This is a genomic window from Nocardioides sp., from assembly GCF_025964975.1.
GTDB lineage: Bacteria > Actinomycetota > Actinomycetes > Propionibacteriales > Nocardioidaceae > Nocardioides.
Genome location: NZ_JAOPXV010000103.1, coordinates 1 through 25,005, shown reverse-complemented (window position 1 = coordinate 25,005; position 25,005 = coordinate 1). Strand labels below are relative to the sequence as shown.

At 69.6% G+C, this 25,005-nt stretch carries 29 protein-coding genes and 1 pseudogene; 18 read left to right on the top strand and 12 right to left on the bottom strand.

Features of this window, described 5'->3' with window-relative positions:
• Positions 1–23 precede the first annotated feature (23 nt).
• Positions 24–734, bottom strand: coding sequence for a GntR family transcriptional regulator (locus tag JWN68_RS07360; protein ID WP_297736890.1), 711 nt, complete (start codon positions 732–734; stop codon positions 24–26).
• Between the two features lie 151 nt (positions 735–885).
• On the opposite strand from JWN68_RS07360, the gene JWN68_RS07355 reads away from it, so the two are divergent.
• From JWN68_RS07355 to JWN68_RS07335, 5 genes and pseudogenes are all read left to right on the top strand, one after another.
• Positions 886–2,058, top strand: coding sequence for an alpha-hydroxy acid oxidase (locus tag JWN68_RS07355; protein ID WP_297736887.1), 1,173 nt, complete (start codon positions 886–888; stop codon positions 2,056–2,058).
• Between the two features lie 300 nt (positions 2,059–2,358).
• A complete protein-coding gene (locus JWN68_RS07350; protein WP_297736882.1) occupies positions 2,359–3,345 on the top strand; it encodes a C-terminal binding protein in 987 nt (328 codons plus the stop codon).
• Positions 3,346–3,479: 134 nt separating this feature from the next.
• Positions 3,480–3,794 (top strand): annotated as a pseudogene (locus JWN68_RS07345) (hypothetical protein); the annotation flags it as partial.
• A gap of 133 nt (positions 3,795–3,927) precedes the next feature.
• Positions 3,928–4,056, top strand: coding sequence for a hypothetical protein (locus JWN68_RS07340; RefSeq protein ID WP_297736981.1), 129 nt, complete (start codon positions 3,928–3,930; stop codon positions 4,054–4,056).
• A gap of 114 nt (positions 4,057–4,170) precedes the next feature.
• On the top strand, positions 4,171–4,437 hold the full coding sequence (locus JWN68_RS07335; protein WP_297736879.1) for a hypothetical protein: 267 nt from the start codon (positions 4,171–4,173) through the stop codon (positions 4,435–4,437).
• A 45-nt stretch (positions 4,438–4,482) separates the two neighbouring features.
• On the opposite strand, the gene JWN68_RS07330 is transcribed toward JWN68_RS07335, so the two are convergent.
• Positions 4,483–4,731: an SCO4226 family nickel-binding protein gene (locus tag JWN68_RS07330; protein WP_297736876.1), complete on the bottom strand. Its 249-nt coding sequence runs from the start codon at positions 4,729–4,731 to the stop codon at positions 4,483–4,485.
• Between the two features lie 186 nt (positions 4,732–4,917).
• Between JWN68_RS07330 and JWN68_RS07325 the strand changes: the two genes are divergently transcribed.
• Entirely contained in the window at positions 4,918–5,106 is a 189-nt protein-coding gene (locus JWN68_RS07325; RefSeq protein ID WP_297736874.1) for a hypothetical protein, read from the top strand.
• Positions 5,107–5,195: 89 nt separating this feature from the next.
• Here JWN68_RS07325 and JWN68_RS07320 read toward each other — a convergent pair whose 3' ends face one another.
• From JWN68_RS07320 to JWN68_RS07310, 3 genes are all read right to left on the bottom strand, one after another.
• Complete coding sequence (locus JWN68_RS07320) at positions 5,196–6,128, bottom strand: hypothetical protein (RefSeq protein WP_297736872.1); 933 nt, start codon at positions 6,126–6,128, stop codon at positions 5,196–5,198.
• A 261-nt stretch (positions 6,129–6,389) separates the two neighbouring features.
• On the bottom strand, positions 6,390–6,512 hold the full coding sequence (locus JWN68_RS07315) for a hypothetical protein (RefSeq protein ID WP_297736869.1): 123 nt from the start codon (positions 6,510–6,512) through the stop codon (positions 6,390–6,392).
• A 1-nt stretch (position 6,513) separates the two neighbouring features.
• Positions 6,514–6,990, bottom strand: a complete 477-nt coding sequence (locus JWN68_RS07310; RefSeq protein WP_297736866.1) for an SRPBCC family protein — start codon at positions 6,988–6,990, stop codon at positions 6,514–6,516.
• A 65-nt stretch (positions 6,991–7,055) separates the two neighbouring features.
• Between JWN68_RS07310 and JWN68_RS07305 the strand changes: the two genes are divergently transcribed.
• Genes JWN68_RS07305 through JWN68_RS07295 form a run of 3 tightly spaced genes read left to right on the top strand, consistent with a single transcriptional unit; the run spans position 7,056 to position 11,583 of the window.
• Positions 7,056–8,423 (top strand): wax ester/triacylglycerol synthase family O-acyltransferase, encoded by a 1,368-nt coding sequence (locus JWN68_RS07305; protein WP_297736863.1) that lies wholly within the window; start codon positions 7,056–7,058, stop codon positions 8,421–8,423.
• Positions 8,424–8,432: 9 nt separating this feature from the next.
• On the top strand, positions 8,433–9,269 hold the full coding sequence (locus tag JWN68_RS07300; protein ID WP_297736860.1) for a thioesterase family protein: 837 nt from the start codon (positions 8,433–8,435) through the stop codon (positions 9,267–9,269).
• A gap of 25 nt (positions 9,270–9,294) precedes the next feature.
• Entirely contained in the window at positions 9,295–11,583 is a 2,289-nt protein-coding gene (locus tag JWN68_RS07295) for an MMPL family transporter (RefSeq protein ID WP_297736857.1), read from the top strand.
• 9 nt (positions 11,584–11,592) lie between these two features.
• Here JWN68_RS07295 and JWN68_RS07290 read toward each other — a convergent pair whose 3' ends face one another.
• Positions 11,593–12,729, bottom strand: a complete 1,137-nt coding sequence (locus JWN68_RS07290) for a hypothetical protein (protein ID WP_297736854.1) — start codon at positions 12,727–12,729, stop codon at positions 11,593–11,595.
• Between the two features lie 24 nt (positions 12,730–12,753).
• Here JWN68_RS07290 and JWN68_RS07285 point away from each other — a divergent pair, with 24 nt between their 5' ends.
• From JWN68_RS07285 to JWN68_RS07265, 5 genes are read left to right on the top strand one after another with little or no spacing between them, the layout of a single operon-like run.
• Positions 12,754–13,152, top strand: coding sequence for a (deoxy)nucleoside triphosphate pyrophosphohydrolase (locus JWN68_RS07285; RefSeq protein ID WP_297736851.1), 399 nt, complete (start codon positions 12,754–12,756; stop codon positions 13,150–13,152).
• Positions 13,149–13,424, top strand: coding sequence for a hypothetical protein (locus tag JWN68_RS07280; protein WP_297736848.1), 276 nt, complete (start codon positions 13,149–13,151; stop codon positions 13,422–13,424). Before JWN68_RS07285 ends, JWN68_RS07280 begins: the two co-directional genes overlap by 4 nt.
• 4 nt (positions 13,425–13,428) lie before the next feature.
• Positions 13,429–14,334: an N-acetyl-1-D-myo-inositol-2-amino-2-deoxy-alpha-D-glucopyranoside deacetylase gene (gene mshB / locus JWN68_RS07275; protein WP_297736844.1), complete on the top strand. Its 906-nt coding sequence runs from the start codon at positions 13,429–13,431 to the stop codon at positions 14,332–14,334.
• A 6-nt stretch (positions 14,335–14,340) separates the two neighbouring features.
• Positions 14,341–14,706 carry a hypothetical protein gene (locus JWN68_RS07270; protein ID WP_297736840.1) on the top strand — a complete coding sequence of 122 codons (366 nt, stop codon included), beginning with the start codon at positions 14,341–14,343 and terminating at the stop codon, positions 14,704–14,706.
• A gap of 16 nt (positions 14,707–14,722) precedes the next feature.
• Positions 14,723–16,486, top strand: coding sequence for a VanW family protein (locus tag JWN68_RS07265; protein ID WP_297736837.1), 1,764 nt, complete (start codon positions 14,723–14,725; stop codon positions 16,484–16,486).
• 143 nt (positions 16,487–16,629) lie between these two features.
• On the opposite strand, the gene aspS is transcribed toward JWN68_RS07265, so the two are convergent.
• Together aspS and JWN68_RS07255 are read right to left on the bottom strand one after the other, a co-directional pair.
• Positions 16,630–17,901, bottom strand: coding sequence for an aspartate--tRNA(Asn) ligase (gene aspS, locus JWN68_RS07260; RefSeq protein ID WP_297736834.1), 1,272 nt, complete (start codon positions 17,899–17,901; stop codon positions 16,630–16,632).
• 229 nt (positions 17,902–18,130) lie between these two features.
• Positions 18,131–19,111 (bottom strand): helix-turn-helix domain-containing protein, encoded by a 981-nt coding sequence (locus JWN68_RS07255; protein WP_297736831.1) that lies wholly within the window; start codon positions 19,109–19,111, stop codon positions 18,131–18,133.
• A gap of 105 nt (positions 19,112–19,216) precedes the next feature.
• Between JWN68_RS07255 and JWN68_RS07250 the strand changes: the two genes are divergently transcribed.
• Together JWN68_RS07250 and JWN68_RS07245 are read left to right on the top strand one after the other, a co-directional pair.
• Positions 19,217–19,900: a DJ-1/PfpI family protein gene (locus tag JWN68_RS07250; protein WP_297736798.1), complete on the top strand. Its 684-nt coding sequence runs from the start codon at positions 19,217–19,219 to the stop codon at positions 19,898–19,900.
• Complete coding sequence (locus JWN68_RS07245) at positions 19,897–20,406, top strand: carbonic anhydrase (RefSeq protein ID WP_297736795.1); 510 nt, start codon at positions 19,897–19,899, stop codon at positions 20,404–20,406. Before JWN68_RS07250 ends, JWN68_RS07245 begins: the two co-directional genes overlap by 4 nt.
• Before the next feature lie 14 nt (positions 20,407–20,420).
• Here the strand turns inward: JWN68_RS07245 and JWN68_RS07240 are convergent, their stop codons facing one another.
• Positions 20,421–21,323 carry a GNAT family N-acetyltransferase gene (locus tag JWN68_RS07240; protein ID WP_297736792.1) on the bottom strand — a complete coding sequence of 301 codons (903 nt, stop codon included), beginning with the start codon at positions 21,321–21,323 and terminating at the stop codon, positions 20,421–20,423.
• A 54-nt stretch (positions 21,324–21,377) separates the two neighbouring features.
• Between JWN68_RS07240 and fdxA the strand changes: the two genes are divergently transcribed.
• Together fdxA and dapC are read left to right on the top strand one after the other, a co-directional pair.
• Positions 21,378–21,704 carry a ferredoxin gene (gene fdxA / locus JWN68_RS07235; protein ID WP_297736787.1) on the top strand — a complete coding sequence of 109 codons (327 nt, stop codon included), beginning with the start codon at positions 21,378–21,380 and terminating at the stop codon, positions 21,702–21,704.
• A complete protein-coding gene (dapC, locus tag JWN68_RS07230) occupies positions 21,701–22,852 on the top strand; it encodes a succinyldiaminopimelate transaminase (RefSeq protein ID WP_297736784.1) in 1,152 nt (383 codons plus the stop codon). The genes fdxA and dapC overlap by 4 nt, the downstream gene beginning before the upstream one ends.
• A 5-nt stretch (positions 22,853–22,857) precedes the next feature.
• Here dapC and JWN68_RS07225 read toward each other — a convergent pair whose 3' ends face one another.
• From JWN68_RS07225 to dapD, 3 genes are all read right to left on the bottom strand, one after another.
• Positions 22,858–23,103 carry a hypothetical protein gene (locus tag JWN68_RS07225; protein ID WP_297736780.1) on the bottom strand — a complete coding sequence of 82 codons (246 nt, stop codon included), beginning with the start codon at positions 23,101–23,103 and terminating at the stop codon, positions 22,858–22,860.
• Between the two features lie 74 nt (positions 23,104–23,177).
• Positions 23,178–24,170 carry a hypothetical protein gene (locus tag JWN68_RS19255; protein ID WP_366519761.1) on the bottom strand — a complete coding sequence of 331 codons (993 nt, stop codon included), beginning with the start codon at positions 24,168–24,170 and terminating at the stop codon, positions 23,178–23,180.
• A 3-nt stretch (positions 24,171–24,173) separates the two neighbouring features.
• The coding region (dapD, locus tag JWN68_RS07215; protein WP_297736777.1) for a 2,3,4,5-tetrahydropyridine-2,6-dicarboxylate N-succinyltransferase at positions 24,174–25,005 on the bottom strand (832 nt) is incomplete at its 5' end.

Genomic DNA, 25,005 nt, shown 5'->3' with positions numbered 1-25,005 from the left:
CCGTCGAGCCACGACAATGAGATTCAGTCGCCGGAGGGTGTGCTTTCGGGCCACTCAGTGGTGACTCGACTTCGAGCCGCCTCCACGTGGTGCAGGGCAGCGAGCCCGGCCGCCGAGGAGTCCTTGGCATTCAAGCAGTCCAGGATTGCTCGGTGTTCTTCGACCGCTTGATGTTGGCTTGCCCCCCAAGCTGCGGAGTAGGTGGCGAGGATGACTTGGGCTTGGAGTCGTTCGAGGTGTTCGATCAGTACCGGGTTTTGACTGCGTTCCTGGACGGTTTGATGGAATTCCAGATCTGCGCGGCGTGCGACCGTGGTGTTGTCCGCGCTGACCGCACGAGCGAACCCCTCGTGAATATCCTCCAAGCGCTGCAGGACACCCGCGTCGAGCAGCGGGGTTGCGAGTGTGGTAGCGAGTGACTCCAGGGGACCGCGTACCTGCAGTGCATCGAGCAGGTCTTGACGCCGCATCTGCCGCACGAGGAGGTTGCTGCCTCGCTGAACTAGGAGCCCCTCGGCGGCGATCCGCTCGGCAGCAGCACGCACCGGGCTACGGCTCATATCTAGAGCGTTGGCGAGTTTCACGACACTCAAGACATCGCCCGGCGCGAGTTCGCCGAGCAACAATGCGTCGCGAATCCGGGCGTAGGCAAGATCGGTCAGCGATGGCGGCCTCGGGATGGGCGACTGACTCAGGTGCAAATACGGCGATGCGTCCGGGTTATGGGCAGTCACGGTACCTCCGAAGTCTGGTATCACGATTCTAGCAAAGGCCGCATGCTGCATGCAATGGACGGAAAGTGTTGACTCTACGGCATCCTGCATGCAGGATGCAGTGGTGAAGCGACGCATACCACGGTGGCGCGATTTGAGTCCGCTCCTGACAATGAAGAAGTTCGAGATCTCCCCAACTACACGGCGGTTGGCGCGGGCTGTGACCGTGGAGGACCTGCGGTTGGCCGCTCGGGCGCGCACCCCTCGGGCGGTGTTTGACTACACCGACGGGGGCGCCGGCGAGGAACTCTCAATGGCACGGGCGCGTACGGCCTTCTCACGGGTCGAGTTCTTGCCCAGCGTTCTGCGGGACGTGTCCGTCGTCGACCCAAGCACCGACATTGTCGGTCGGCGTGCGGAGCTCCCGCTTGTGCTTGGTCCGACTGGTTTTACTCGGATGATGCACTACCTGGGGGAGCCAGCTGTGGCCCGCGCGGCTGAGCGTGCAGGCCTACCGTACGTGCTCTCCACCATGGGCACCACGCCGCCGGAGAGGCTCGCGGAGGAGGTCCCGAACGTCCGGCGATGGTTCCAGCTCTACCTATGGCGCGACCGGGCTGCTTCCGCTGACTTCGTGCAGCGAGCCAAGGCCACTGGATGCGACACCCTCATGCTGACAGTGGACACCCCGGTAGGAGGTCCGCGCCTGCGCGACCAGCGCAACGGCATGACGATCCCACCGCAGCTGACGATGCGGACATTTTTCGACGGCGCCCGCCATCCGCACTGGTGGTTCAATTTTCTGTTTACTGAGCCGCTCGAGTTCGCATCGCTCAAGCACTTCAACGGTACCGTCGCCGAGCTCTCGAACATCGTCTTTGACCCGACGGCCAGCTTCGCCGATATCGACTGGCTCCGCACGCAATGGGACGGAAAGCTTGTGATCAAGGGCGTGCAACTGCCAGACGACGCAGCGCGCGCGGTAGCGGCGGGTGCCGACGCGGTCGTCATCTCAAACCACGGTGGGCGCCAACTTGATAGGTCGCCCACTCCGCTGGAACAGCTGGAGTCGGTGCTAGAGACGGTCGGAGATCGTGCCGAGGTGTACATGGACGGGGGTGTGCGTTCCGGCTCGGACATAGCGGCCGCCGTCGGCCTGGGTGCTCAAGGTGTCATGATCGGGCGTGCGTACCTGTACGGCCTGATGGCAGGGGGCGAGAAGGGTGTCGACCGTGTCCTCGAGATCATGCGGGCAGAGTTCATCAACTCTATGCAGCTGATTGGCGTGAGCACGGTGGACGAGTTGCGCAAACAACGCGCCCGTCTTCGCCCCCCTGGCGTCTGACGGCCGGGGGAAATCGTATGGAGCGCAATGATCCCGTCAAGTGCTCGCGGCCAAGTCGGGAGTCGGGTGACGCAGATGGCGGAGCCACCATCAGGTGGCCTTTCGACCCTCGATGGCACGACGTCAACTTTGGACGGGAAGGTAATGGTGGTGGCTTCTCTGCGGGTATCTCAGCCGCTGGACCCGTTCGAGGTCGCGCGCCCACTTTCAGGGCGGCTTCCCGAGGCTGTAACGCGGCGCCTCGACGAGGTCAATATATGGGGATAGCAATGCTTCATCCGTACCCGCCATGGGGCGAACATGCTGGGTGTTGAGGTGGACAGGCGATTGGTCGTGGTGACTGACCACGGCTTCGAAGACCTACGGCTAGAGCAAGCCGTTGCACGCAAGCACGGCGCGGACCTTCTGGTCGCCGAATGCACCGGAGTAAACGGGACACCCGAAGCTGTGGCCGCCGCGGTTGCCGGAGCTGCCGTGATCATGGTCGGGCACACAGCCATCACACGAGAGGCCCTTGAAGCCTTGGCTCCGGGTGGAGTCGTTGTGCGAGTGGGAGTCGGGGTAGACAACATCGATCTCAGTGCCGCACGTCAGCTCGGCATCAAAGTTGCCAACGTTCCCGACTACGGAGCCGAGACCGTAGCGGACCACGCAGTCGCGTGCGTGCTGAGTCTCAGCAGGAAGCTCCAGCAGTACCACGGGGTGATCGATGGTAACGGCTGGGGCACCCCTGGTGATGTCGGTCCCGTGCGTGGTTTGCGTTCGACGGTGATCGGCCTCATCGGGTTCGGTCGTATCGCGCGAGCCGTGCACCGCCGTCTAACGCCCTTCGGTGTCGAGGTGATCGCTGTAGATCCCATGGTGGCGGACAGAGTCTTCACCGAGTCGGGTATCGAGCGGGTGACTCTTCAGGAGTTGCAGGCTCGAGCCCATGTGATCTCGCTTCACACGCCTGCCACCGCACAGACCAGACATCTCGTCAACGCAGAATTTCTCGCGGACCTGCAGCCCGGAGCGGTCTTGGTCAACACGGCGCGCGGCGCCCTTGTCGACCACGACGCGCTGGCTGACGCGCTGATCCACGGCACGCTCGCTGGAGCGGCACTCGACGTTACGGAGCCGGAACCTTTACCGATGGATCATCGGCTGCGTGGACTCGACTCAGTGCTACTTACTCCTCACGTCGCCTACTATGACCAGGATTCGTTCGGCGCGCTGCAGCGGCTGTCCAGCGAGGAGCTTGGGCGGGCCCTGCGAGGCGAAGCCCTCCGATGTCAGATCGACTGAGCCTGTAGCTGATGATCTCCTGCCTGAGTCTGAGCTCGACGTCTTCTCCAGACGGTATGGCGACTTGACCCGGCATGGAGTTCGAGTCAACCGAACGTTCCTGAGTTGCACCGCCGTCTGAACGTTTGTGCGGGATGCCGTCCGCGAGCTTCATAGCGCACATCCCCGGAAGCGCACGATCCGCGGGCTCGTCGGGAATCACGATCAGAGGAGGGGCCGCGAGGCCACGCATCATGAACATTGTCGTCTGTGTGAAGTACGTGCCTGACGCCACTGGCGATCGGCAGTTCGAGTCGGACTACACCGTCGATCGCGTCGGCGTGGACGGCTTGCTGTCCGAGCTCGACGAATACGCCGTCGAGCAGGCGTTGCAGCTCCGCGAGAAGCGCACCGACGAGGAGATCACGGTCACCGCGCTGTGCGTCGATCCGGAGAAGGCCGTCGACGCGGTCAGCAAGGCCCTGCAGATGGGCGCCGACAGGGCCGTCCACGTGGTCGACGATCACGGCGGCCAAGAAGGAGCTGCTCGAGACCTACTCCCTGGCCGACCTCGGCATCGACGCCGACCGGGTCGGTCTGTCGGTGGCCTGGACCCAGGTCGCGGACACCACGCCCCGCCCGCCGCGCACTGCCGGCGAGATCGTCACCGACGAGGACGGCTCGGGCGCGGTCGCGCTGGCCGGTTTCCTCGCCTCCAAGAAGTTCATCTAAGAGAGACCCGGACATGTCTGAAGTTCTGGTTGTCATCGACCACACCGACGGTGAGGTCAAGAAGCCGACCTACGAGCTGCTGACATCGCAGGTCGTCTCGGCGAGCCCTCCGCGGTGTTCTTCGGCTCGGCGGACAAGGCCGACGCGGTGGCCGAGAAGGTCAAGGCGTACGGCGCGGCCAAGGTCTCCGTCATCGACGACGCCGGGCTCAAGGGCTACCTCGTGGCTCCCAAGGCCGAAGCCATGGCCCAACGGGTGACGCAGCTGAGCCAGCCGGCCTTGCCTAGGTCCAGGCCTGGCGGCGTGGTCGCCTGGGTCGTGAGGGCCACTGACAAGGCCGGGAACGTGACCGTTCGCCGAGGCATCCGCCGGAAGGGCTGACGAGTCGTGATGTCCAGGAGTTCCGCTTCGACGTCTGAGGCGGCGCTAGATCTGCACCGGCACCTCGTAGATCTGGTCCGCCGGGTGACCCGCGCGCTCGTGGATCCGTTGTACGGCCCCGGCGTCCGGCGCCTCTGAGAGACAGAAGACCATCCCGCTCTCGGGGTCCGCCCAAGCCTGCTTGAAGTTGACGCCCTCCTCGTCCTGGATGGCGAGGTCTGCGTCGTGGGCCTCCGCCAGCCCCTCTGGTGTCACTCCTTGCATGGTGGTGTGTACGTCCATGAACTCGGGCATGGTGCCCTCCTGGTGTGGGGTTTACTGAAGCTTTCGAGTGTGCTCCCACCGGGACGAGTGCGCAACGCGTTGTCTGGACAACGTGCTGCGGAGGCACGGACCCTCCGCCCCCCTCACACCCCTGAGCTCGCCTCTCGCGTCGGCCTCGTCCGCGACGCGTCCGAGGAACTAGAGCCAACTACGGAGGTGCTGCGTGACCTGCCTCCGATCGCTGTATCGCCGTACGAGCGGAGCCGGGTCGTGGCCGACCTGACCGGGGGTGACCTGGTCCTCAACGACGGAGGGGAGTACATCCCATTGGCGCGGGACCCGGTCAAGGTCGACCTGTTGCTGCGGGAGTTCGTACGGGCCTGCGACCCCCGGCGCAACCGGTGAGCCGTGGCGCCGGTGACCGCGCTCGCCGAACGCCGTACGCCGCCGGTGCGTGGAGGTCAGCACCTGCTGACGTCCATGCAACACTGGGTCTACGAGGCGCAGATCGTGTAGGTCTCGAACTGCGTCGCTGTCTGCAGAAAGACGTTGATGGTCCAGTACTTCGCGTCTACGAGGTCGACGGCTCCGACGGCGTCGCTGGGATAGTCGCCCGACACCAGCACGTTCTCGAAGTCGGGGTTGTTGACGGAGGGGGCGGCGTGATGGGCCATGCCGATGGCTGTCTCGCTCGCTGCGCAACTGACACCCGTGATCGTCGTGTAAGCATTCGTGCCGATGACGACGGGGCCCGGACGGTAGGTCACCGCGAACGAGCTCGCACCGGTCGCTCCCGCGGGGCCGGGGATTCCCTGCGGTCCCGCAGGGCCTTGCGTACCGATCGGTCCCTGTGAGCCGACCGCGCCGGCAGCGCCCTGAGGTCCGGGAGCTCCGCTGCCTCCGGTCAGGCCGTCGGCCCCAGTTGCGCCAGCAGGACCGGTTGCGCCGTCCGCGCCCGCCGGGCCGGCGGGTCCGCTCAGGCCCATCGGGCCGATGCCCCCGGTCGCCCCGGTCGCACCCGAGTCGCCGGTCGCACGATCAGCGCCGCCGGGGCCCGCAGGTCCGCTGGCACCCGTTGCGCCCTTCACACCGTCGGCACCCTTGGCACCCGTGGCGCCGGTGACACCCGCGGCGCCAGCGGCACCCGGAGCTCCGGCGTCGCCCTTCTCGCCCTGCGCCCCGCGCGGACCCTGGTTGCTGCCCTGGCCGGAGTCGCCCCCACGGACCCATCGAATGCGGTCCTCGGAGCCACGGCACGACTGGGCGTTGTCGACGACCCTGATCGAACCGGTGTCCGTGTTGAAACAAGCGGTGATGACACGCTTCGGAGCGGCCTGTGCGGCGCTGGCGGAGCAGACGAGGGTGGTGGCGGCGATGGCGGCGACGGAGAGGGAGACGAGGACGGAACGTGCGGGAGAGTGGGTCACGTGCGCAACGTAGGGGACGGCTGGACCGCCGGGCCGTTTCACCACAGAGCGGGCTAGGCCACGTCATCTGTCAGAGGGTGCCTCGACGTCCGCCATCGAGGCCTCCAGCCGCGCGCCGCCATCGCGCGTCAGGGGCACCGCGAAGCACGACCCCCACCCCTGAGCCGACGCCTGGTCCTGCTCCGGTGCCGCCGCTGACCCCGGTCCCGCTCGACCCCAACCTCGACGAGCTCATCGACTGACGGTCGACGGCTGTCGAGGTCAGTGGGTGAAGGCTCGTGCGATCACGCTGAAGACGTGCGCAGGGAGCTCCGCCACGCCACCGATCAGCCCGACCCGGTCGCGGCCCGGCTGCCCGTCGGTGCCGTTGCTCTGGTCGTCCATGTCAGGCCTCCGCTGCGGTCTTGATCCGGGCGAGCGTCTCGCCCATGCCGGCGAGCAACGATTCGGAGAAGGCGTCCTGGCCCCCCATGAAGCCGTCGGTGAGTTCATGAGAGAGGTCGGAGATCCCGTCCGGCACCTCCCGGCGCTGGGTCAGGCGGGTGCCGTCGTCGGTCGGATCGAGGCGGAAGGACCAGACGGCCCAGTTCTCCTCCACCCGGAAGGCGAGCTCGTGCTCGGGCTCGAACCGGACGATCTCGGCGTGCGTGGTCCACTCCAGCTCGCCGTGCACGTTGCGGTTGGTGAACTGGGCGCCGAGCGCGCACGTCTCGAAGCCGCTCCGCAGCCGGGTCGAGGTCACCTGCGGGCTCCAGTCGGGCATGCGGCGTACGTCGCTGACGAGCTCCCACACATCGTGGACGGGCGCGGCGATGTCGATGGTCTGCTCGAGCACGGAGCGTACGGCGTCCGGCGATTCCACGCCGCGACCTTACTGGTCTCCCGGGCCAGCGTCCGCGGCTTGGGCCCCCATGACAGGCTCGGCGGGTGAGAGACCATCGCGTCAACCCCGTCGACGCCGTCTGGCTGAACATGGACGGTCCGCAGAACCTGATGGTCATCGAGAGCCTGATGTTCCTCGACGGGCCGGTCGACCGGACGCGGCTCGAGCACGTGATCCGCACGCGACTCCTGGAGCTCTTCCCGGTCTTCTCCCGTCGTCCCCTCCCCGGTCGCGGGAAGTGGGGTCGCCCCCGCTGGCGCGACGTGGGCCAGCTCGACCTGAGCCAGCACATCCGAGAGGTGCGGCTGCCCGCGCCGGGTGATGACGCCGCCCTGCAGGACTATGTCGGGAGGTTCCTCGCCACGCCCCTGCCGCGGGACCGTCCGCTGTGGGACATCCACCTCATCGAAGGCCTCGCCGAGGGCTCGGCGATCTATGTGCGACTCCACCACGCACTGGCCGACGGGATCGCGTTGACGCAGGTGCTGTTCTCCCTCACGGACCTGTCCCCGGAGGGCGATCGCGACGGCTCCTTCCATCCCGACGGCCGTCACCACCTGCTCTCCGAGGTGGTCCAGGCGGCACGCCGGGTCGCGCCCGAGGTGCCGCAGCTCCTCCGTCCGGCTCGGGTCCGGGCCGGCTTCCGGACGGGGGTGCGGCTGGGGTTCAGCGGGGTCGGGGTGCTGAAGAAGCTGCTCTTCACCCGCAACCCCGAGAGCCCTGTCTCCGGCGTCGCCGGTCCGGAGAAGCGGGCGGTGTGGTCGGAGCCGATGCAGCTGCAGCGGGTCAAGGACATCGCGGCCCACGCCGACGCGACGGTCAACGACGTTCTCGTCTCAGCCCTCGCCGGCGCGCTCGCCCGCTACCAGGTCGAGCACGGCGGGCGTGCGGTCGACCTGGCGACGATGATCCCGGTCAATCTCCGCCCCCTCAACGTGCCGCTCCCGCGCGAGCTGGGCAACCGGTTCGCACTCGTCCTGCTGAGCCTGCCCTCCGGCCCCGGCGCACCCCTCGCCCGGCTGGCCGAGACCAAGCGCCGGATGGACGTCATCAAGGCCTCCCCGGAGCCTGCGATCACCTTCACCCTGATCCAGGCGATCGGGTGGCTGGGCAACCGGCTCAACCGGCCCCTGGTCACCTTCTTCGCCGGCAAGGTCGCCGGCGTGACCACCAACGTCCCGGGCCCGCGGGAGCCGCGCTACCTCGCCGGCACCCGGATTTCGGGGCTCCTGGGCTGGGTCCCGGGTTCGGGTCAGCAGGCGCTCGGGACGTGCATCATCACCTATGCCGGCACCGTCCGCATCGGCTTCAAGACCGACACGGCCGTCATTGCTGACCCGGAGCGCATCCTGGCCGCCTTCCACGCCGAGATCGAGACCCTCGAGGCCGCCTTCGTCGCTGCTGCCTCCTAGGCTCCCCGCATGTCGAACATCGAGTGGGACGACCACATCGCAGTCACGCCGACCGGAGACGGCGTCTTCGCCGCAGACCTGTCCGCCGGCTGGGTCGTCGGCGGGGGAGTGAACGGCGGCTATCTCCTGGCCACCATCGGCAATGCCCTCAGTCAGGCCGCGCCCGGCAAGCCGGACCCCCTCGCGGTCAGCGCCTACTACCTCTCGGCCACCGTGCCCGGGCCCGCCACCGTGTCGACGCGCGTGCTGCGCGAGGGCGGCAGCGTCGCCACCCTCGCGGCCGACCTGGTGCAGGACGGCGAGATACGCATCACCGTGCTTGCGACGTACGGCGACCTCGACCGTGACGCAGACGACGTCCGGACCACCGCGACCCCGCCGACGATGCCGCCGCTCGAGGAGTGCGTGCCCGGCTCCATGGCGCCGCCCGAGGTGCTCGAGCTCGCGCCGGTGATGGGTCGCTTCGACATGCGCTTCGACCCGGCGTGCGCCGGGTGGGCCATCGGGCGGCCCAGCGGCAACGGGGTGATGCAGGCATGGTTCCGCCTGAACGGGGAGCGCGACCCCGACCCCGTCCAGCTGCTGATGGTCCTCGATGCCCTGCCCCCGGTGACCTTCGACCTCGGCATGCCCGGCTGGGCGCCAACCCTCGAGCTGACCGCCCACGTCCGAGCCAAGCCGGCCCCCGGCTGGCTCCGGGTCTCGCACCGCACCCGCAACATGGCGGGCGGGATGTTCGAGGAGGACTGCGAGGTGTGGGACTCCGCCGACCGGCTCGTGGCGCAGGGGCGCCAGCTCGCGCGGATGCCGCGGATCATGGACCTGCCCGGGGCCCGCACGACCTGAGCCGACCGTCTGGGAGTCTTGCGCCGTGACCGCGCGCGAACCCCTCCTGTTCCGGCTCGGCCGAAGCGCCGCCCGGCACCGGTGGCGTTGTGTGGGCACTTGGCTCGTGCTGATGGTGCTGGGCTTCGTCACCAGCCTCGGGCTGCTGGGCAACGAGTCGTTGTTCGACCGCCTGGAGTCCGGCGACACGGAGGCTCCCGGCGAGGCGCAGACCGGACGGGAGCTGCTCAACGCATCCCGTGACCGCGGCCTCAGCGTGATGCTCCGGGTGGACGGCGTCGACGTGCTCGACCCGGCGGTGGCCGACGCTGCCGAGGAGGTCGTCGCCCGGGTGCGTGCCATCGACGGGGTGGGCCGGGTAGACGCCCCTATGACCATGCCCGGGTGGCCTCGCGACCCCACGTCGCTGGTCTTCGTTGCAGGCAACGAGACGGCGAGCGGTTCCTTCGTGATCGTCGCCGAGACCAGCGGGGGCGCGGGCAGCCCGACGCAGGACGCGGTCGTCGCGGAGCTGACGCGGTCCGGTGACGAGCTGCTGTCGCCGTACGCCGAGAAGCTCTCCGTCGGCGGCACGGGACTGCTGGTCGAGGACATCGTCAGCCAGATCGAGGCAGACCTCACCACCGGCGAGGGCATCGCCCTCCCCCTGTCGCTGCTGCTGATGGTCTTCGTGTTCGGCGGGTTCGTGGCGGCCGGCATGCCGATCATGGGGGCGATCTCGGCGATCTCCGGCGGACTGGCGATCCTCCTCGGCTTCTCGCACGTGATCTCGCTCGACGCGTCGGTGGTGAACATCGTCACCGTCATGGGGCTCGGCCTGTCCGTGGACTACGGGTTGTTGATGGTGAGCAGGTTCCGCGAGGAGCTCGCTGTCGTCGCCCCCGGGGTGGCGCCCCACGACCTGAGCCGCCAGCAGGTGGAGGACGCGGTGGCGGGGGCCGTGGCGACCGCGGGGCGCACCATCTTGTTCTCGGCGCTGATCGTCGGCATCTCGTTGTCGGGGTTGTTGTTCTTCGAGGCGCAGGTGATGCGTGCGATCGGTGCCGCCGGTGTCTCGGTCGTGGTCGTCGCTCTCGTCGTGGCGCTCACCCTGGTGCCGGCCCTGTGCGCGCTCGGGGCGAAGCGGCTGGGACGGCGACGCGGTGTCGAGGTGTCCCCCGACGAGGGGGTCTTCAGCCGACTCGCTGCCGCCGGCCAGCGCCGCCCGGGGCTCACCATGCTGGCCAGCGTCGCCGTGCTCGTCCTCCTCGCGCTGCCGGCCCTGGACCTGCGCCTCAACACCTCGGGCGTGGAGCTGCTGCCCGCCGACGCCGAGCAGCGCGTCTTCTTCGAGGCGCTCGACCAGGACTACCCCGCGCTGGCTGCGCCCGGTGTCACGGTGGTCGCGCAGGCGACCCCCGACCAGGTCGCGGTCTGGGTGCCGGAGATCGAGGCCCTCGACGGGGTGACCGGTGTTGACCCCGTGGTCGAGCTGGGGCCCTATCCGGACGAGGTCGAGGCGGCGGGCAGTGACCCCGACGGCGGCGGCCTGGTCTCGTTCGGCGTCCGGACCGACGGCGGCGCGCTGGACGACCCGGCTCGCGAGGTCTCGCGCACGCTGATGGCAGCCGATCCCGGGTTCCCGATCTGGGCCAGCGGGCAGGCTGCGTCCCTCCATGACTTCACCGACTCGGTGATCGACCGGGCTCCGTGGGTCGCGCTCTGGCTGGGCAGTGCGACGTTCCTGCTGCTGTTCCTGCTCACGGGCAGCGTGGTGCTGCCGCTGAAGGCCCTCGTCCTCAACGTCGTCTCCCTCGGCGCCAGCCTCGGGATCCTGGTCTGGGTCTTCCAGTACGGCCACCTCGAGTCGGTGCTCCGCTTCGACTCCGCCGGCGGCATCGAGTCCGTCATCCCGTTGCTGGTGCTGGCCTTCGGCTTCGGGCTGTCGATGGACTACGAGGTGTTCCTGCTCGCCCGCATCATCGAGCTGCACGAGCAGGGGCACGACGACGACACCGCGGTCCGGCTCGGGCTGCAGCGCTCGGGGCGCATCATCACCTCGGCGGCGCTGATCATGGTGATCGTCTTCGCCGGCTTCGCGGCGGGGGACATGTTGGTGATCAAGCAGACCGGGCTCGCGCTGGCGGTCGCCGTACTCATCGACGCGACCATCGTGCGGATGGTGATCGTGCCCGCCACCATGACGATGCTGGGGGGCTGGAACTGGTGGGCGCCGGGGTGGCTGAAGAAGGTGCACACGAGGTACGGCGTGAGCGAGCACTCCTCGCCGCTGCCGGCCCGGCCGCTCGCGGGCGGCGTGGCTGCTGAGCGCTAGGCGAGGGGTCTAGTCGAAGGCCGAGCGCTTCATCGCCACGATCCAGCGGCGGCGCGGGTGCTCGGTCAGCGACCAGAGCATGTCGGTGGAGGGCCAGTAGGACAGGTCCTCCGGACCCATCGGCAGGGCCAGCCGTTTCGGCTTGAGGCGGCCCGACGCGCCGGCATAGATGGTGCCGGGCATGAAGGGGCCGTGGGAGACGGTGGCGTGGTAGCGACCGCCGGCGAGCGCCACGCCCTGCATCTGCACCACGCCGCCCTCGTCGATCTCGAGGGGTCGGGAGAACCCGTCGTCACCGGTCTGGAGCTGCCAGGTGTCCGGGTCGAGCTGGTAGCGCGCGAGCCGGCTGATGTCCGAGCCGGTGTTGTACTCGCCAGCCACCACGGCCGGCGGGTCCGTGCCCCGGTCGAGGGAGGCGAAGGAGTAACGGAGCTTCCGGTGGCCGTCGTCGGTGAGGGCCTTGTAGGTGGCGCGCACGGGGAGGACGTAGCGGTGGCCGAAGGAGGCGACGCGGCGCCCCTCGACGCCGATCTCGTCGGGGCGGTCCTCATCGCCGGCGACCCGCATGATGTCGTCGACCCGGGCCGTCACGAAGCCGCGCCTGGTCGCGGCGACGTGGAGCCACTGGCCGGCCCAGACGATGCCGCCGGCGTGGATGTTCATGGGGCGGAGGGTGAGGTTGCCGGCTTTGTCGAAGACGGGGATCACCAGCAGGACGTGGCGGTACTCCAGGGTCTCGAGGTCGAGGAAGGTGACGCGGGAACCGCGCTTCACGCCGTCCCGGCCGGTGGAGTACCACGTCGCCACGAGCACCCGTCGACCCTCGACCGTCTCGGTGTCGGACGCGTCGGCAGAGGTCGAGATGCCCTGGGGATACCACTGACGGTCACGCTGGTCGTAGTCGTTCCACGTGTAGGCCTCACTGACCGCCCGACCCAGCAGGCGTGCGGGGATCCGGCTGCGACGAGCCTGGTACTTCAAGTCCCCGAGCAGCCCGTCGAGCCCGGCCGGCTGCCCGAGCACCGCCGCCAGGGCCTCGATCTCCCGGACGTTCTCGTCCGTACGCTGAAGGTGGACGCCCTCGACATAAGGCGTGGTGACGGGCTCGGACGCGCCTTCGGGGGCAGGCTCAGCGGGAGGACGCATACGACCCACCGTAATCTCGCCTCCGTGACCGACCCGACGCGCACCCACGTCGTCGGCGCGGCGATCGTCCGCGACGGAGCCGTCTTCGCCGCCCGACGCACTTCCCCGGCCGAGCTGGCCGGGCGGTGGGAGTTCCCCGGCGGCAAGGTGGAGCCCGACGAGTCGCCCGAGGAGGCGCTCGTCCGGGAGATCGCCGAGGAGCTCGGCTGCCGGATCGAGGTCACGGGCTGGCTCCCCGGCAAGGCCCTGATCGGTGAGACCCACGAGCTGTGGGTCGCGTGCGCCGTACTCGTCGAGGGGGAGCCGGCGCCCACGGAGCACGACCACGTCCGCTGGGTCGGGCCCGACGAGCTCGACGACGTGGACTGGCTGGAGCCGGACCGGCCGTTCCTGCCGGCGTTGCGGGGGAGGATGATCTCGTGAGGGCGATCTTCTTCGACGAGGACGACGCGCGTGAGGCCGTCGGCCGACTGGTGGCCCAAGGCTTCGAGGCGAGCGCCGAGCGCGAGCGACTGTCCGGTGAGGACGACGACGAGGGGCATCCGTGGGCCGTCGTGACAGATGCGCCCGAGCTCCTGGTGGAGCTCGCGGTCGACGAGTTCGACGGCTGGCTGGACTCCGAGGCTCCCGCGCCCGTCGTGCCGCCGCTCGACCTGCCGGCGGCGCCGAAGCGCATCAAGAAGCCCCTAGGCTGACGGCATGACCGCAGATCAGCGCGCCGTTTTCGTGCACGCGCACCCCGACGACGAGACGATCAACAACGGGGCGACGATGGCCCTCTATGCCGCCCAGGGCCGCGGCGTGACACTCGTGACCTGCACCGCGGGTGAGATGGGCGAGGTGCTGGTCCCCGAGCTGGCGCACCTGGCCTACGACAAGGACGGCGGGCTGGGGGAGCACCGCAGAGGCGAGATCGCGGCCGCGATGGCGCACCTGGGCGTCACCGACCACCGCTGGCTCGGCGGCTTCGGGCGCTTCCACGACTCGGGGATGGCCTGGCACGCCGACGGTCACGCCGTGGCGGGCGAGTTCGTGCCCGACAACGCCTTCTGGAACGCCGACCTCACCGAGGCCGCCGACGAGCTGGTCACGGTGATCCGCGACGTCCGCCCCCAGGTCCTCGTCACCTACAACGAGTTCGGGGGCTACGGCCACCCCGACCACATCCAGGCCCACCGCGTCGCGATGTACGCCGCAGTGCTGGCGGCCGCTCCGACCTACAAGCTCCACCTCGGCGAGTCCCACGACGTGGCCAAGATCTACTGGTGCGCGATGAGCGAGTCGCGGATGCGCGACAGCATCCGCCAGCTGCGCGAGGCGGGGGACACCTCCACGTTCGAGGGGATGGACCCGGATGGCGAGATGGGCCCGTTCGTCACGCCTGATGACCTGATCGCGGCTCGGGTCGATGGCACCGAGTTCGTCCACACCAAGATGGACGCGTTGAAGCTGCACCGCACCCAGGTCGACGCGGACGGGCCGTTCTTCGCGGGCGCCGAGTCGGGCCATGCCTTCTGGGGCGACGAGTTCTACGTCCTGGTCAAGGGTGAGCGCGGACCCGTCGGCGAGGACGGCAAGGAGACGGACCTCTTCGCCGGTCTGTGAGTGGCCGTGCTTCTCGTCCGTCTCGCATTGGCCGTCGCGCTGCTCGTCCTCGGGGCGTCTGCGGCACTCGCCGCCACCTTGGTCCACCAGCGCTGGTGGGGCCTCGTGCTGGGTCTCGCGGCAGCCGCGCTGGCGACGCTCGCCCTGCCCGGCGGGAGCCGTCGGTTCGCCTTCATGCTGGGGTGGTTCGGGGCGATCGCGTACGCCGTCCTGCCGCGCACGGAGGGTGACTACCTGATCGCGGCCTCCGGGTCGGGCTACACCCTGATCGGCGGCTCTTTCCTGTTGTTCCTGACCGCGTTGACGACGCTGCCCCGGCCGGGATCGTCGCGTCGGAGCCGTGGCGACGATCAGGGGCTTCTTGAGAGTTGAACCTAGGATCGGACGCGTGCCGATTCTCTCCCGCGACGCCGACGACGCTGCCCAGGACAAGTCCGGGGGCCGCGTCGTCCTGTGGTTGTTGCTCGGTCTCGGGCTGCTGATCGGCGGGGCGTACGCCGGTGCCTACTACGCCGCTGCGGACAAGGTGCCCCGCGGCACCACCGTCTCCGGCGTCAGTATCGGTGGTCACCCGAAGGCCGAGGCGGCCCAGCGACTCCAGGCAGGATTGGCGGAGCGGGTCTCCGGCCCGATCGAGCTGACGATCGACGGCAAACGCACGAGTGTCGATCCGGATGCTGCCGGCATCTCCGTGGACTACGAGGCCTCCGTGGCCGAGGCCGGCGGCGAGCGCACCTGGGACCCGGTCTGGCTGTGGAACTACTTCACCGGGGGCGAGGACCTCGAGGCGGAGGTCACCGTGGACGGCGCCGCATTCGCGCAGACCGTGGCCAGCCTGGACGAGCAGTTCGGCCGGGCTCCGCGCGAGGGCGCGCTCGGCTTCGACGGCGGGTCGATCACGACGGTCACCCCGCTGGTCGGCAAGAAGCTCGACCGGACGGCGGCGCGCGACGCGCTGGTGTCGGCATACCTCAGCGAGGACGGCACGACGCCCGCGCTCACGATGACGCAGGCGACCCCGGAGATCGACCAGGCAGACATCACGGAGGCGCGCGAGACGTTCGCCAACCCCGCCGTGTCGGGCTCGGTCACGCTGAGCTTCGAGGAGTCGGCGGTCAAGCTCTCCCCGGCGGACTACACCGGAGCCCTGAGCCTGGAGCCGGTCGACGGCAAGCTCGTCCCCCGACTTGACGGCGCGAAGCTGGGTGAGCTGCTCTCGACCAACGTGGTCACCGAGGGGGCGCCCGTCGACGCCACGGTCGCGCTCGTCGGTGGCAGCCCCAAGGTCATCCCCGCCCAGCCCGGCGTCACGTTCGACCAGAAGCAGGTCGAGGCGGGCTTCCTGGAGCTCGTGGCAGCCCCCGAGGGCCAGCGCACGCTCACCGTGGACGCGAAGGTCGCCCAACCGGACTTCACCACCCAGGAGGCTCGCGACCTGCAGATCAAGGAACGCGTCTCGACGTTCACGACCTACTACCCGTACGCCGAATACCGCAATGTCAACATCGGCCGGGCCGCCGAGCTGGTCAACGGCACGGTGCTCAAGCCGGGGGAGACCTTCAGCCTCAACGGCACCGTGGGGGAGCGGACCCGCGCCAACGGCTTCACCGAGGGCTACATCATCCAGGACGGCATCCTGGTCACCGACCTCGGCGGCGGCGTCTCGCAGATGGCGACCACGACCTTCAACGCGATGTTCTTCGCCGGCCTTGAGGACGTCGAGCACAAACCCCACTCGTTCTACATCGACCGCTACCCAGTCGGCCGCGAGGCCACCGTTGCCTGGGGCTCGGTGGACCTCCAGTTCCGCAACGACACCCCTTACGGCGTGCTGATCTACGCCAACGTCACCCCGGCCACGCCCACGTCGAGCGGTGTCGTCACGGTGTCGATGTATTCCACGAAGCACTGGAACATCACTGCCGCGGAGTCCGAGCGCTACAACGTCACCAACGCCAAGGTGCGTCGCGTCGACACCCTCGAGTGCCACAGCAACGAGGGGTACGGCGGCTTCGAGATCGACGTCACCCGCTACTTCGAGCCGGCGGGCGCCAACACCGAGACCCGCGAGCCCGAGGTGTTCCACACGACCTACACGCCCAGCGACACAGTGATCTGCACCAACCCCGACGCCGTCGACGACGTCAGCTAGGCGACAGCGAGTGGCCGGCGGGCCGACAGGTCTGACTCGGTGCGCAGCCCACCGGCGAAGTTCATTTGCGTACATGAACTTCGCCGGGTGTGGGTTCGGCCCGACATCCATGCCTTTGCTGACCTGCGGATGTCCAACCCGCGCTACGGCGTCAGCCGGGGCAGGTCACGCGGGAACAGCGTGACCTCGCGGACGTTGGTCGCCTCGACCAGGCGCGCCACCCAGCGCTCGAACCCGATCGCGAAGCCTCCGTGCGGCGGCATGCCGTGCTTGAAGGCCTGGAGGTAGGCCGAGTAGTCGGCCGGGTCCTCGCCGCGGGCCCGGATGGCGGCGTCGTAGTCGCTGTGCCGGTGCAGTCGCTGGCCGCCGGTCACGAGCTCGAGCCCACGGAACAACAGGTCGAAGCTGTTCGACCACTGCGGGTCGCTCGGCTGCGGGTGGGTGTAGAACGGCCGCTTGTGCATGGGATAGCCCTCGACGGCGAGGAAGTCGGACCCGTGCTCGGCGAGTGCCCACGCGCCCAGCTCGCGCTCGTGCTCGGGGGCGAGGTCGGGCTCGTCGGCAGGGGCACCGACCAGCGCAAGTGCGTCGGCGAAGTGGATCACCGGGATCTCGTCGGGCACGACCGGGACGACTGCCCCTGTGCGCTCGACGGCCGCAGCGGCACGTGAGTGCACGGAGGCGACCATCCCGGCCAGGACCTCGCGGAGCACGGCCAGCACGTCGCGGTGGTCGCGGATGAAGCCGAGCTCGACGTCGAGGGAGCGGTACTCCGCGAGGTGGCGGACGGTGTCGTGGGGCTCGGGGCGGAAGACCGGCCCGACCTCGTGGACGCGCTCGAAGACCCCGACGAGCTGCTGCTTGTAGAACTGCGGGCTCTGCGCCAGATAGGCGGGCCGGCCGAAGTAGTCCACGGCGAACACGTTGGCGCCCGACTCGGTGGCCGACTCGACGAACTTCGGCGTCACGATCTCGGTGAAGTCGAGACCGTCGAGCGTCTCGCGGAACCCGCGCAACGAGGCCACAGCCAGCTCCCCCTTCGCGCGCTGCGCCGGGTGGCGCCAGAGGACCGGGGCGTGGTCGAGGAGCGTGGGGAGGGAGACGTCGAGCGCCGGTCGCCACAGCTCCGCGGGCGGCGTCGCAGCGGCCTCGGTGAGAGCCTCGATCGTCGTCTCGGTGAGCTCGACGCCGCCCGGGGCCTGTGGGTTCGCGGTCGCCGTACCGACGACACGGATGGTCGTCTCCTGCGGCGGCACCTCGGTGCCTGCCGGCAGCACGACCTGGGCCAGACCCGTGCGGTCGCGGACGATCAGGAACGTGACGCGCGCGAGCTCGCGGCGCCGGTGCACCCAGCCCTCGAGGGTGACGACCGAGCCGGGCTCGGCGGTGGGCAGGGATGAACAGAGTGATCTCATGACGACCTCCAGTTGGCGTGGCCCTGGAGGTGTGGGCGGGGGCAAGGTCGCGGTGCCACCACACCTTCGCCGAGCTGATCACTCGGCCTCTCGTCGGTGACGCCGGACGCGCGGACGATCGGATGGTGCGGGGGTTGTCAGTCCGCTCGGTCGACCCGCCCATGGTGACCGCAGACAGGGTGAAGAGGCAAGTAGGTTGTCCGTGCTGGGTGTCCCCGCAACAGCGCGATCACCGCCCAAAAGTCCGGCGGTAGTGCGACGGGGTCATGGAGACCGCTCCCGTGAACAGTCGGCGGAAGGTGCTCGTGTCCGCGTAGCCGACGCTGCGGGCGATCTCGGTCACGCTGAGATCAGTGCCCTCGAGCAGCTGTCTGGCTCGGGCCACCCGGGCGGACTGCAGGAAGTCCAACGGGGTCTGGCCCGTCTCGTCGCGGAAGCGTCTCAGCAGGGTCCGCGTGCTGATGTGGTGGCTGGCCGCCAGGGCCGGCAGGTCGTAGCGCTCCCCGATGTGTTGGACGAGATGGCGGCGCACCTCGGTGGAGAAGTCGCGACTCACCCGCTGGTGAAGCGTGTCGTCGACGTACGGGGACTGCGAGGAACGGCCCTGCTTCGTCAGGGTGATGTTCGACGTGGCCCGCACGATCGACTCGCCCGCGTGCAGGCGGACAAGATGGAGAGCGAGGTCCACCGACGCGCTGAAGGCGCCGGTCGTCGTGACGGGACCGTCCTCGACGAGCATGGCCCGAGGATCGATCGTCGATGACGGATGACGCACGGTGAGCTCGTCGGCAAACAGCCACGACGTGGTGGCGCGTCGACCGTCCAGCAGACCGGCCGCACCGAGGAGGAAAGCCCCGACGCAGACAGTGGCGACGGGGATGCCCCTGACCGCCACACGCTGGAGGAGCTTGACCTCCGCCGACCGCCTCCGCAGACGAAGGTCGAGGTCCTGCCCGGGATCGAGGTCGAAGCCGGGCACCACGAGGAGGTCGAGGGCGAAGTCGACGCGTCGAGCTCGGATTTCGACGCCGTTGGCCGCGCGCACCGGACCGGGACGGGCGGCGTGGATCGAGGTCCGGAACGGTTCCGGTTGCCCGGTGTGGAGGGCGACCCGGTTGGCGATCGCCAGCACGTCGACGAGGCCGAGGGCCTCGGAGGCGAGGCAGTCGTCGTAGAGCAGGACCCCGACGCGGATCGCGGGATGAGGCATGTGGCGAAATTACCGCGAAAGGTGGCAATTGCGCCACTAGGCGCGACCCACCGCCGCCGGAGAGCATGACGGACCGGCACTTGCCGGGGAGACTGAGGAGGCCAGATGAGATTGACGATCCTGCTGTTTGACGGGTTCACCGCCCTCGACGTGGTGGGCGGCTACGAAGTGCTGGCGAACGTGCCGGGCGTGGAGGTGGAGTTCGTCGCTGCCACGCCGGGAGTGATCGCGGCAGACACCCGTCGGCTCGGCCTGCTGGCCTACCGAGGCCTGGACGAGGTGTCCTCCACCGACATCCTCTATGTCCCGGGCGGGCCGGGAGTGGTGGCCGCAATGACGGACGCCGAGCTCTGCTCGTGGATTGCCGACGCACACGCGACGGCGACCTGGACGGTGGGGATCTGCAATGGCGTCGGGCTCCTCGCGGCGGCCGGCGTGCTCGACGGCGTCAGCGTCACGACCAACTGGGGTTGGCGGGAGCGCATCGCGTCGTACGGCGTCGAGGTGGTCCCCGAGCGTTTCCACCGGGACGGTTCGGTGATCACGGGCGCAGGGGTCTCCGCCAGCATCGACGCTGCTCTCTTCCTGGCGGCGCTGATCGCGGGCGAGGACGTCGCCCGCCTGGTCCAGCTCGGCATCGAGTACTTCCCGGCGCCGCCGGCCCTGGCTCGGGCGAGCCTCTCCGAGGTGTCCGAGGCTGAGAAGGAGCTGCTGCTCGCCCTCGAGGAGGGCCCGATGATGGAGCGTCTGAGCACGGCGACCCTGCCAGTCATCGCGGCAGCCCGATGAGCGCCCTCGTCAGTGACGAGCTCCTGGCCCGCAGCTCCCAGCGTTCGGAGCGACTCCGTCTGCTGAGCCACTCGACGGAGCCGGCACTCAAGGCCGTCGTGCTCACGTGCGCCGACCATCGCGTCGACCCGGCCCACGTGCTCGGGCTCGAACCGAACGACGCCGTCGTGCTGCGCAACCCCGGGGGACGCGTCACCGGCGACGTCCTGCGCAGCCTGGTCGTCCTGTCGGCGGTCGCTGCCGTCGAGCAGCTGAGCGGCGGCGTCGAGATCGTCGTGATGCACCACACCGACTGCGGAATGTCCCGGCTCGGCGGCCCGGGGCACCTCGGCCTGGTCGCCGACTACCTCGGCACGACCGTCGAGGCCGGCGCCGACGTCCCGGTCATCGATCCCCGCATGAGCCTGCGGCACGACGTGGCCGCCCTTCGAGCGCTCGTGGGAGCGACCCCCGTGACCGGCCTGCTCTTCGACGTGGAGTCCGGCAGGGTTCATCGCCTCGAATGAGGCGAACTATCAGCTCAGCCGCCGAGGTATCGGTTGCTGTGGTGGGTCACGAACCCGAGCCGTTCGTAGGCCGCGACCCCGGCGTCGTTGTCGGTCTCGACGTGCAGCCACGCCGTGGTCGCTCCGAGAGCGGCACCCCAGTCCAGGAGGTCCGCGACCACCTTCGTCCCCAACCCCTGGCGACGGCGGGACGGCTCGACGTGAAGCCCGTGCAGGCCGAGCCAGTCGCCGTCCAGGGCAGCCTCCCCGCGGGCCACGACGACCTGGCCGTCGGCGTACACCACGGCGCAGCGCGGACCGTCCTCGGTCAGGCGACCCTCGCCGGTCGCCGGACCTGCGGCGCGCAGGGCGCGCGAGACCGAGGCGAGCTGGCAGTGCGCGTCGCCGGTGCCGAGCGGGGTGAACCCGAGTGGCGCGAGTGCTCTCTCGAGGTCACCGTCGGCCTCGACCTGGATCATCGGCGTCTGGCCGACCTCGGCGTAGAAGGCCCGGACCCGCTCGACGGCATCCGCCAACGGGAGCCCCGGGTCGTTCATCGCCAGCGCCGAGTTGCCGCGCCGGCGCAATCGCCCCCCGAGCGGGGGTGCGATCCGCAGCACCCAGCCGCCCAGTGGCTGCGTGGTCAGCTCCGGCCAGATCGACGCCACGTGCATCTCGACGTCGTGGGCGGACACCCGGTGGCGCACCGACGGGCGCGGGGGGACCGGCTTGCCGGTGACGATGTCGGCGATCGCCACCTCCACCGGACCGCGGTCCGAGCGGATCATCACGGTCGCCGGTCCCCACGACGTGCAGACGCCCAGCACGTCGGTCGCGCGACCGTCCGGCAGGAGATGGCGGACCACGACCCGCTGGCCGACGACGTGCGGGCCGAGCAGGTGCCTGCCCACAGGTTGGGGTTCTGGCGCATCGGTCATGGCGGGATACTAAGGTTGCCCGTGTCCCACCCCGTGCCCCTGTAGGAGGAACCGGTGACCTACGTCATCGCCCAGCCGTGCGTCGACCTCAAGGACCGCGCGTGCGTCGACGAGTGCCCCGTCGACTGCATCTACGAGGGCAAGCGCATGCTCTACATCCACCCCGACGAATGCGTCGACTGCGGCGCCTGCGAGCCGGTCTGCCCGGTCGAGGCGATCTTCTACGAGGACGACACGCCGGAGGAGTGGAAGGAGTACTACACGGCCAACGTGGACTTCTTCACCGACCTCGGTTCTCCCGGTGGCGCCGCGAAGATGGGTGAGATCGACAAGGACCACCCGATCGTCGCCGCGCTGCCTCCCCAAGAGCACGACGAGTGAAGCCGGAGCGCTCCAGCGCTCCATCGGCACAGTCGGTCTCGACCCGACTGCCCGACTTCCCGTGGGACAAGCTCACGGCGTACGCCGAGACGGCGCGCGCACACCCTGACGGGATCGTCGACCTCTCGGTCGGCACTCCGGTCGACCCCACGCCCCAAGTCGTCCAGGACGCGCTGCGCGGGGCTGCGGACGCGCCGGGCTACCCGACGACCATCGGCCTCCCGGAGACCCGACAAGCCGCGATCGACTGGCTGGCACGCCGCTTCGGCGTCATCGGCCTCGGCCTGGACGGCGTGCTGCCGGTCATCGGCTCCAAGGAGCTCATCGGCTCGATGGCCGTGCACCTCGGCATCGGCCCCGGTGACCTGATCGGCTACCCCGCCCTGGCCTACCCGACCTACGAGGTGGGTGCGGCGCTGGCCGGCGCGCGGGCGGTGGCCACCGACTCGCTGACGTCCTTCGGGCCCGAGACCCCCCGGCTGCTCTGGCTCAACTCGCCGTCCAACCCGACCGGGCGGGTGCTGCCGGTCGAGCACCTGCGCAAGGTCGTGGACTGGTGCCGTGAGCGCGGCACGATCCTGGTCTCCGACGAGTGCTACATCGAACTCGCCTGGGAAGCTGCGGCCGACTCTGGGCCCGGTTCGGGGCCCGTCAGCGTGCTCCACCCCGACGTCTGCGGCGGGTCGCACGAGGGGATTCTGAGCGTCCACTCGCTCTCCAAGCGGTCCAACCTCGCGGGCTACCGCTGCGCGTTCGTCGCCGGTGATCCCGCCCTCGTGGGCGAGCTCCTCGCCGTACGCAAGAACCTCGGCCTGCAGGTGCCGGGGCCCCAGCAGCGGGCGATGATCGCGGCGCTCGCGGACGACGCCCACGTCGTGGAGCAGCACGGGAGGTACGCCGCACGGCGAGCCAGCCTCCGCACGGCCCTGGAGGCCGCGGGCTTCACCATCGACCACTCCGAGGCATCGCTCTACCTCTGGGCGAGCAGGGGCGAGGACTGCTGGGACACCGTCCAGTGGTTCGCCGAGCGCGGCATCCTCGTCGCCCCGGGCGAGTTCTACGGCGCGGCAGGTCGGCGCCACGTCCGGGTGGCCTTCACCGCCACCGACGAGCGCATCGCCGCGGCTGGCCTGCGTTTGACGAGCTGACGCGGCTACTCGTCCGGGGAGCGGCCCGCGAAGGCAGCGGCGTCGGGCACCCTCACCGCGTCGACACCGGCAAGACGGACGATCGACAGCTCGCCGTTCGCCCCGAGCAGCATGACGCCCTGCCCGTCGGTGGCACTGACCCGTCCGGCCATCCACTCACCGGCCACGAGGATCTCGACCGCCATGTCCTCGTCCTGCGCACGCCGAAGCGCGGTGCCGATCGTGTAGACGACGGCGGCGAAACCGGCCATGGGGTGCCTCCTGGTTGGGGTCGTGCGGATCGTGCGGTGCAGCGATCGTAGGCGACGTCAGACGCTCAAACGGCTCAGTCGGCGACATCGACGTGGACGTGGTCCCGGTGCTCGAGGATCGCCCGGTCGCCCTTGGAGGACGAGGGCACGTCGTAGTCGGTCCAGCCGTCGTCCGAGCGCGAGCCGGCGTGCCAGATGCGGTCGTCGAAGATGACGGTGTTGATCGAGAGTCGGTCGGCCTGCGCCACGAGGTAGGACGCCATCGCCCAGCCGCGCTTGCGGTTCTCGGCGTTGATCGGTCGCACGAAGACGTCGATCGCCCGTCCTTCATAGTGCGCCGAGCCCGACATGTGACCACTCGAGACGCCGCCCGGCTGGAAACCACCCAGGGACAGGCTGCCGAAGACCGAGCCGAGCTCCTCGCGCACGACTGCAGCCCGCTTCACCAGCCCGGCGTCGTCGAGCCGGTCGCTGGCCTCGTCGGCGTCACCGCTCGTCTCGCACCAGAAGGCGCGGGGACTGTTGCCGGTGAGGGCGGAGGCGATGGCCCGGGCGTCGTCCTCGTGGTCGGCGTAGGCGTCCGGGTAGGCGGACCGCTGCACCGCCTGGGCCGCCTCGGTGATCTCCATCGTCTCGTAGCCATCGATCTCGACCAGCGCGTCGTAGAACGCATGGGCCGAGTAGGCCGGGTCCTGGATCTCCTCGATCGTGCCCCAGCCCTGGGAGGGCCGCTGCTGGAAGAGCCCGACGGAGTCGCGGTCGCCGTAGTCGAGGTTGATGATGTCCGACTCCTGGTAGGCCGTGGCCAGGGCGATGCTCGCGGCGCGGGCCGGCAGGCCCCGCTGGACGGCAATGGCGGTGATCAGGGCCGCGTTCTCGGCCTGCTCCAGCGAGAGCTTGACGGTCACATCGCCGACCTCGGTCGCGCACCCCGCGGGTCGTGACAGGGGCCCGACGCCGTTGTCCACGAGAGCCCGTCCTGCCACGAACACCAGCAGGGCTGCCGACCCGGCCACGACGAGCTTGCCCGCTCTCCTCAGGCGGGGCCTGCCCTTCTGTCCGGCCATGTCTCAGTTGCTGTGGAGAGCGGTGTTGAGGGCGATGCCCTCGCCCTTCCACGGCACGGCCTCGATCGCGCCGCTCACCGAGTTGCGGCGGAAGAGCACGTTGCTGGCGCCGGAGAGCTCGAGGGCCTTGACCACCTTGCCGCCGTCGGCGGGCAGGGTCACCTTGGTCCCGGCCGTGACGTAGCAGCCGGCCTCCACGACGCAGTCGTCGCCGAGCGAGATGCCGATGCCGGCGTTGGCGCCCAGCAGGCAGCGTTTCCCGATCGAGATGATCTGCTTCCCGCCGCCCGAGAGCGTGCCCATGATCGAGGCGCCGCCCCCGATGTCGGACCCATCGCCCACCAGCACACCGGCCGAGATCCGGCCCTCCACCATCGAGGCGCCGAGCGTGCCGGCGTTGAAGTTGACGAAGCCCTCGTGCATCACCGTGGTGCCCTCGGCCAGGTGGGCGCCGAGGCGGACCCGGTCGGCGTCCGCGATGCGCACCCCCGTGGGCATCACGTAGTCGACCAGGCGGGGGAACTTGTCCACCCCGAACACCGTCACGTGCTGGCCGGCGGCGCGCAGCCGGGCGCGGGTGCTCTCGAAGCCCTCGACGGCGCAGGGTCCCGCGCTGGTCCACACGACGTTGGCGAGCAGCCCGAAGACCCCGTCCATCGAGATGGTGTGCGGCCGGACGAGACGCGAGGAGAGCAGGTGCAGCCGGAGCCAGACGTCGGCGGTGTCGGCCGGCGCCGCGTCGAGGTCCTCGATCTCCACCAGTCGCACCTCACGGCGTACGCCGCGGAGCTCATCGTCGCCGGCAAGGGCGGTCAGCGAGCCGGAAGCCTCGGAG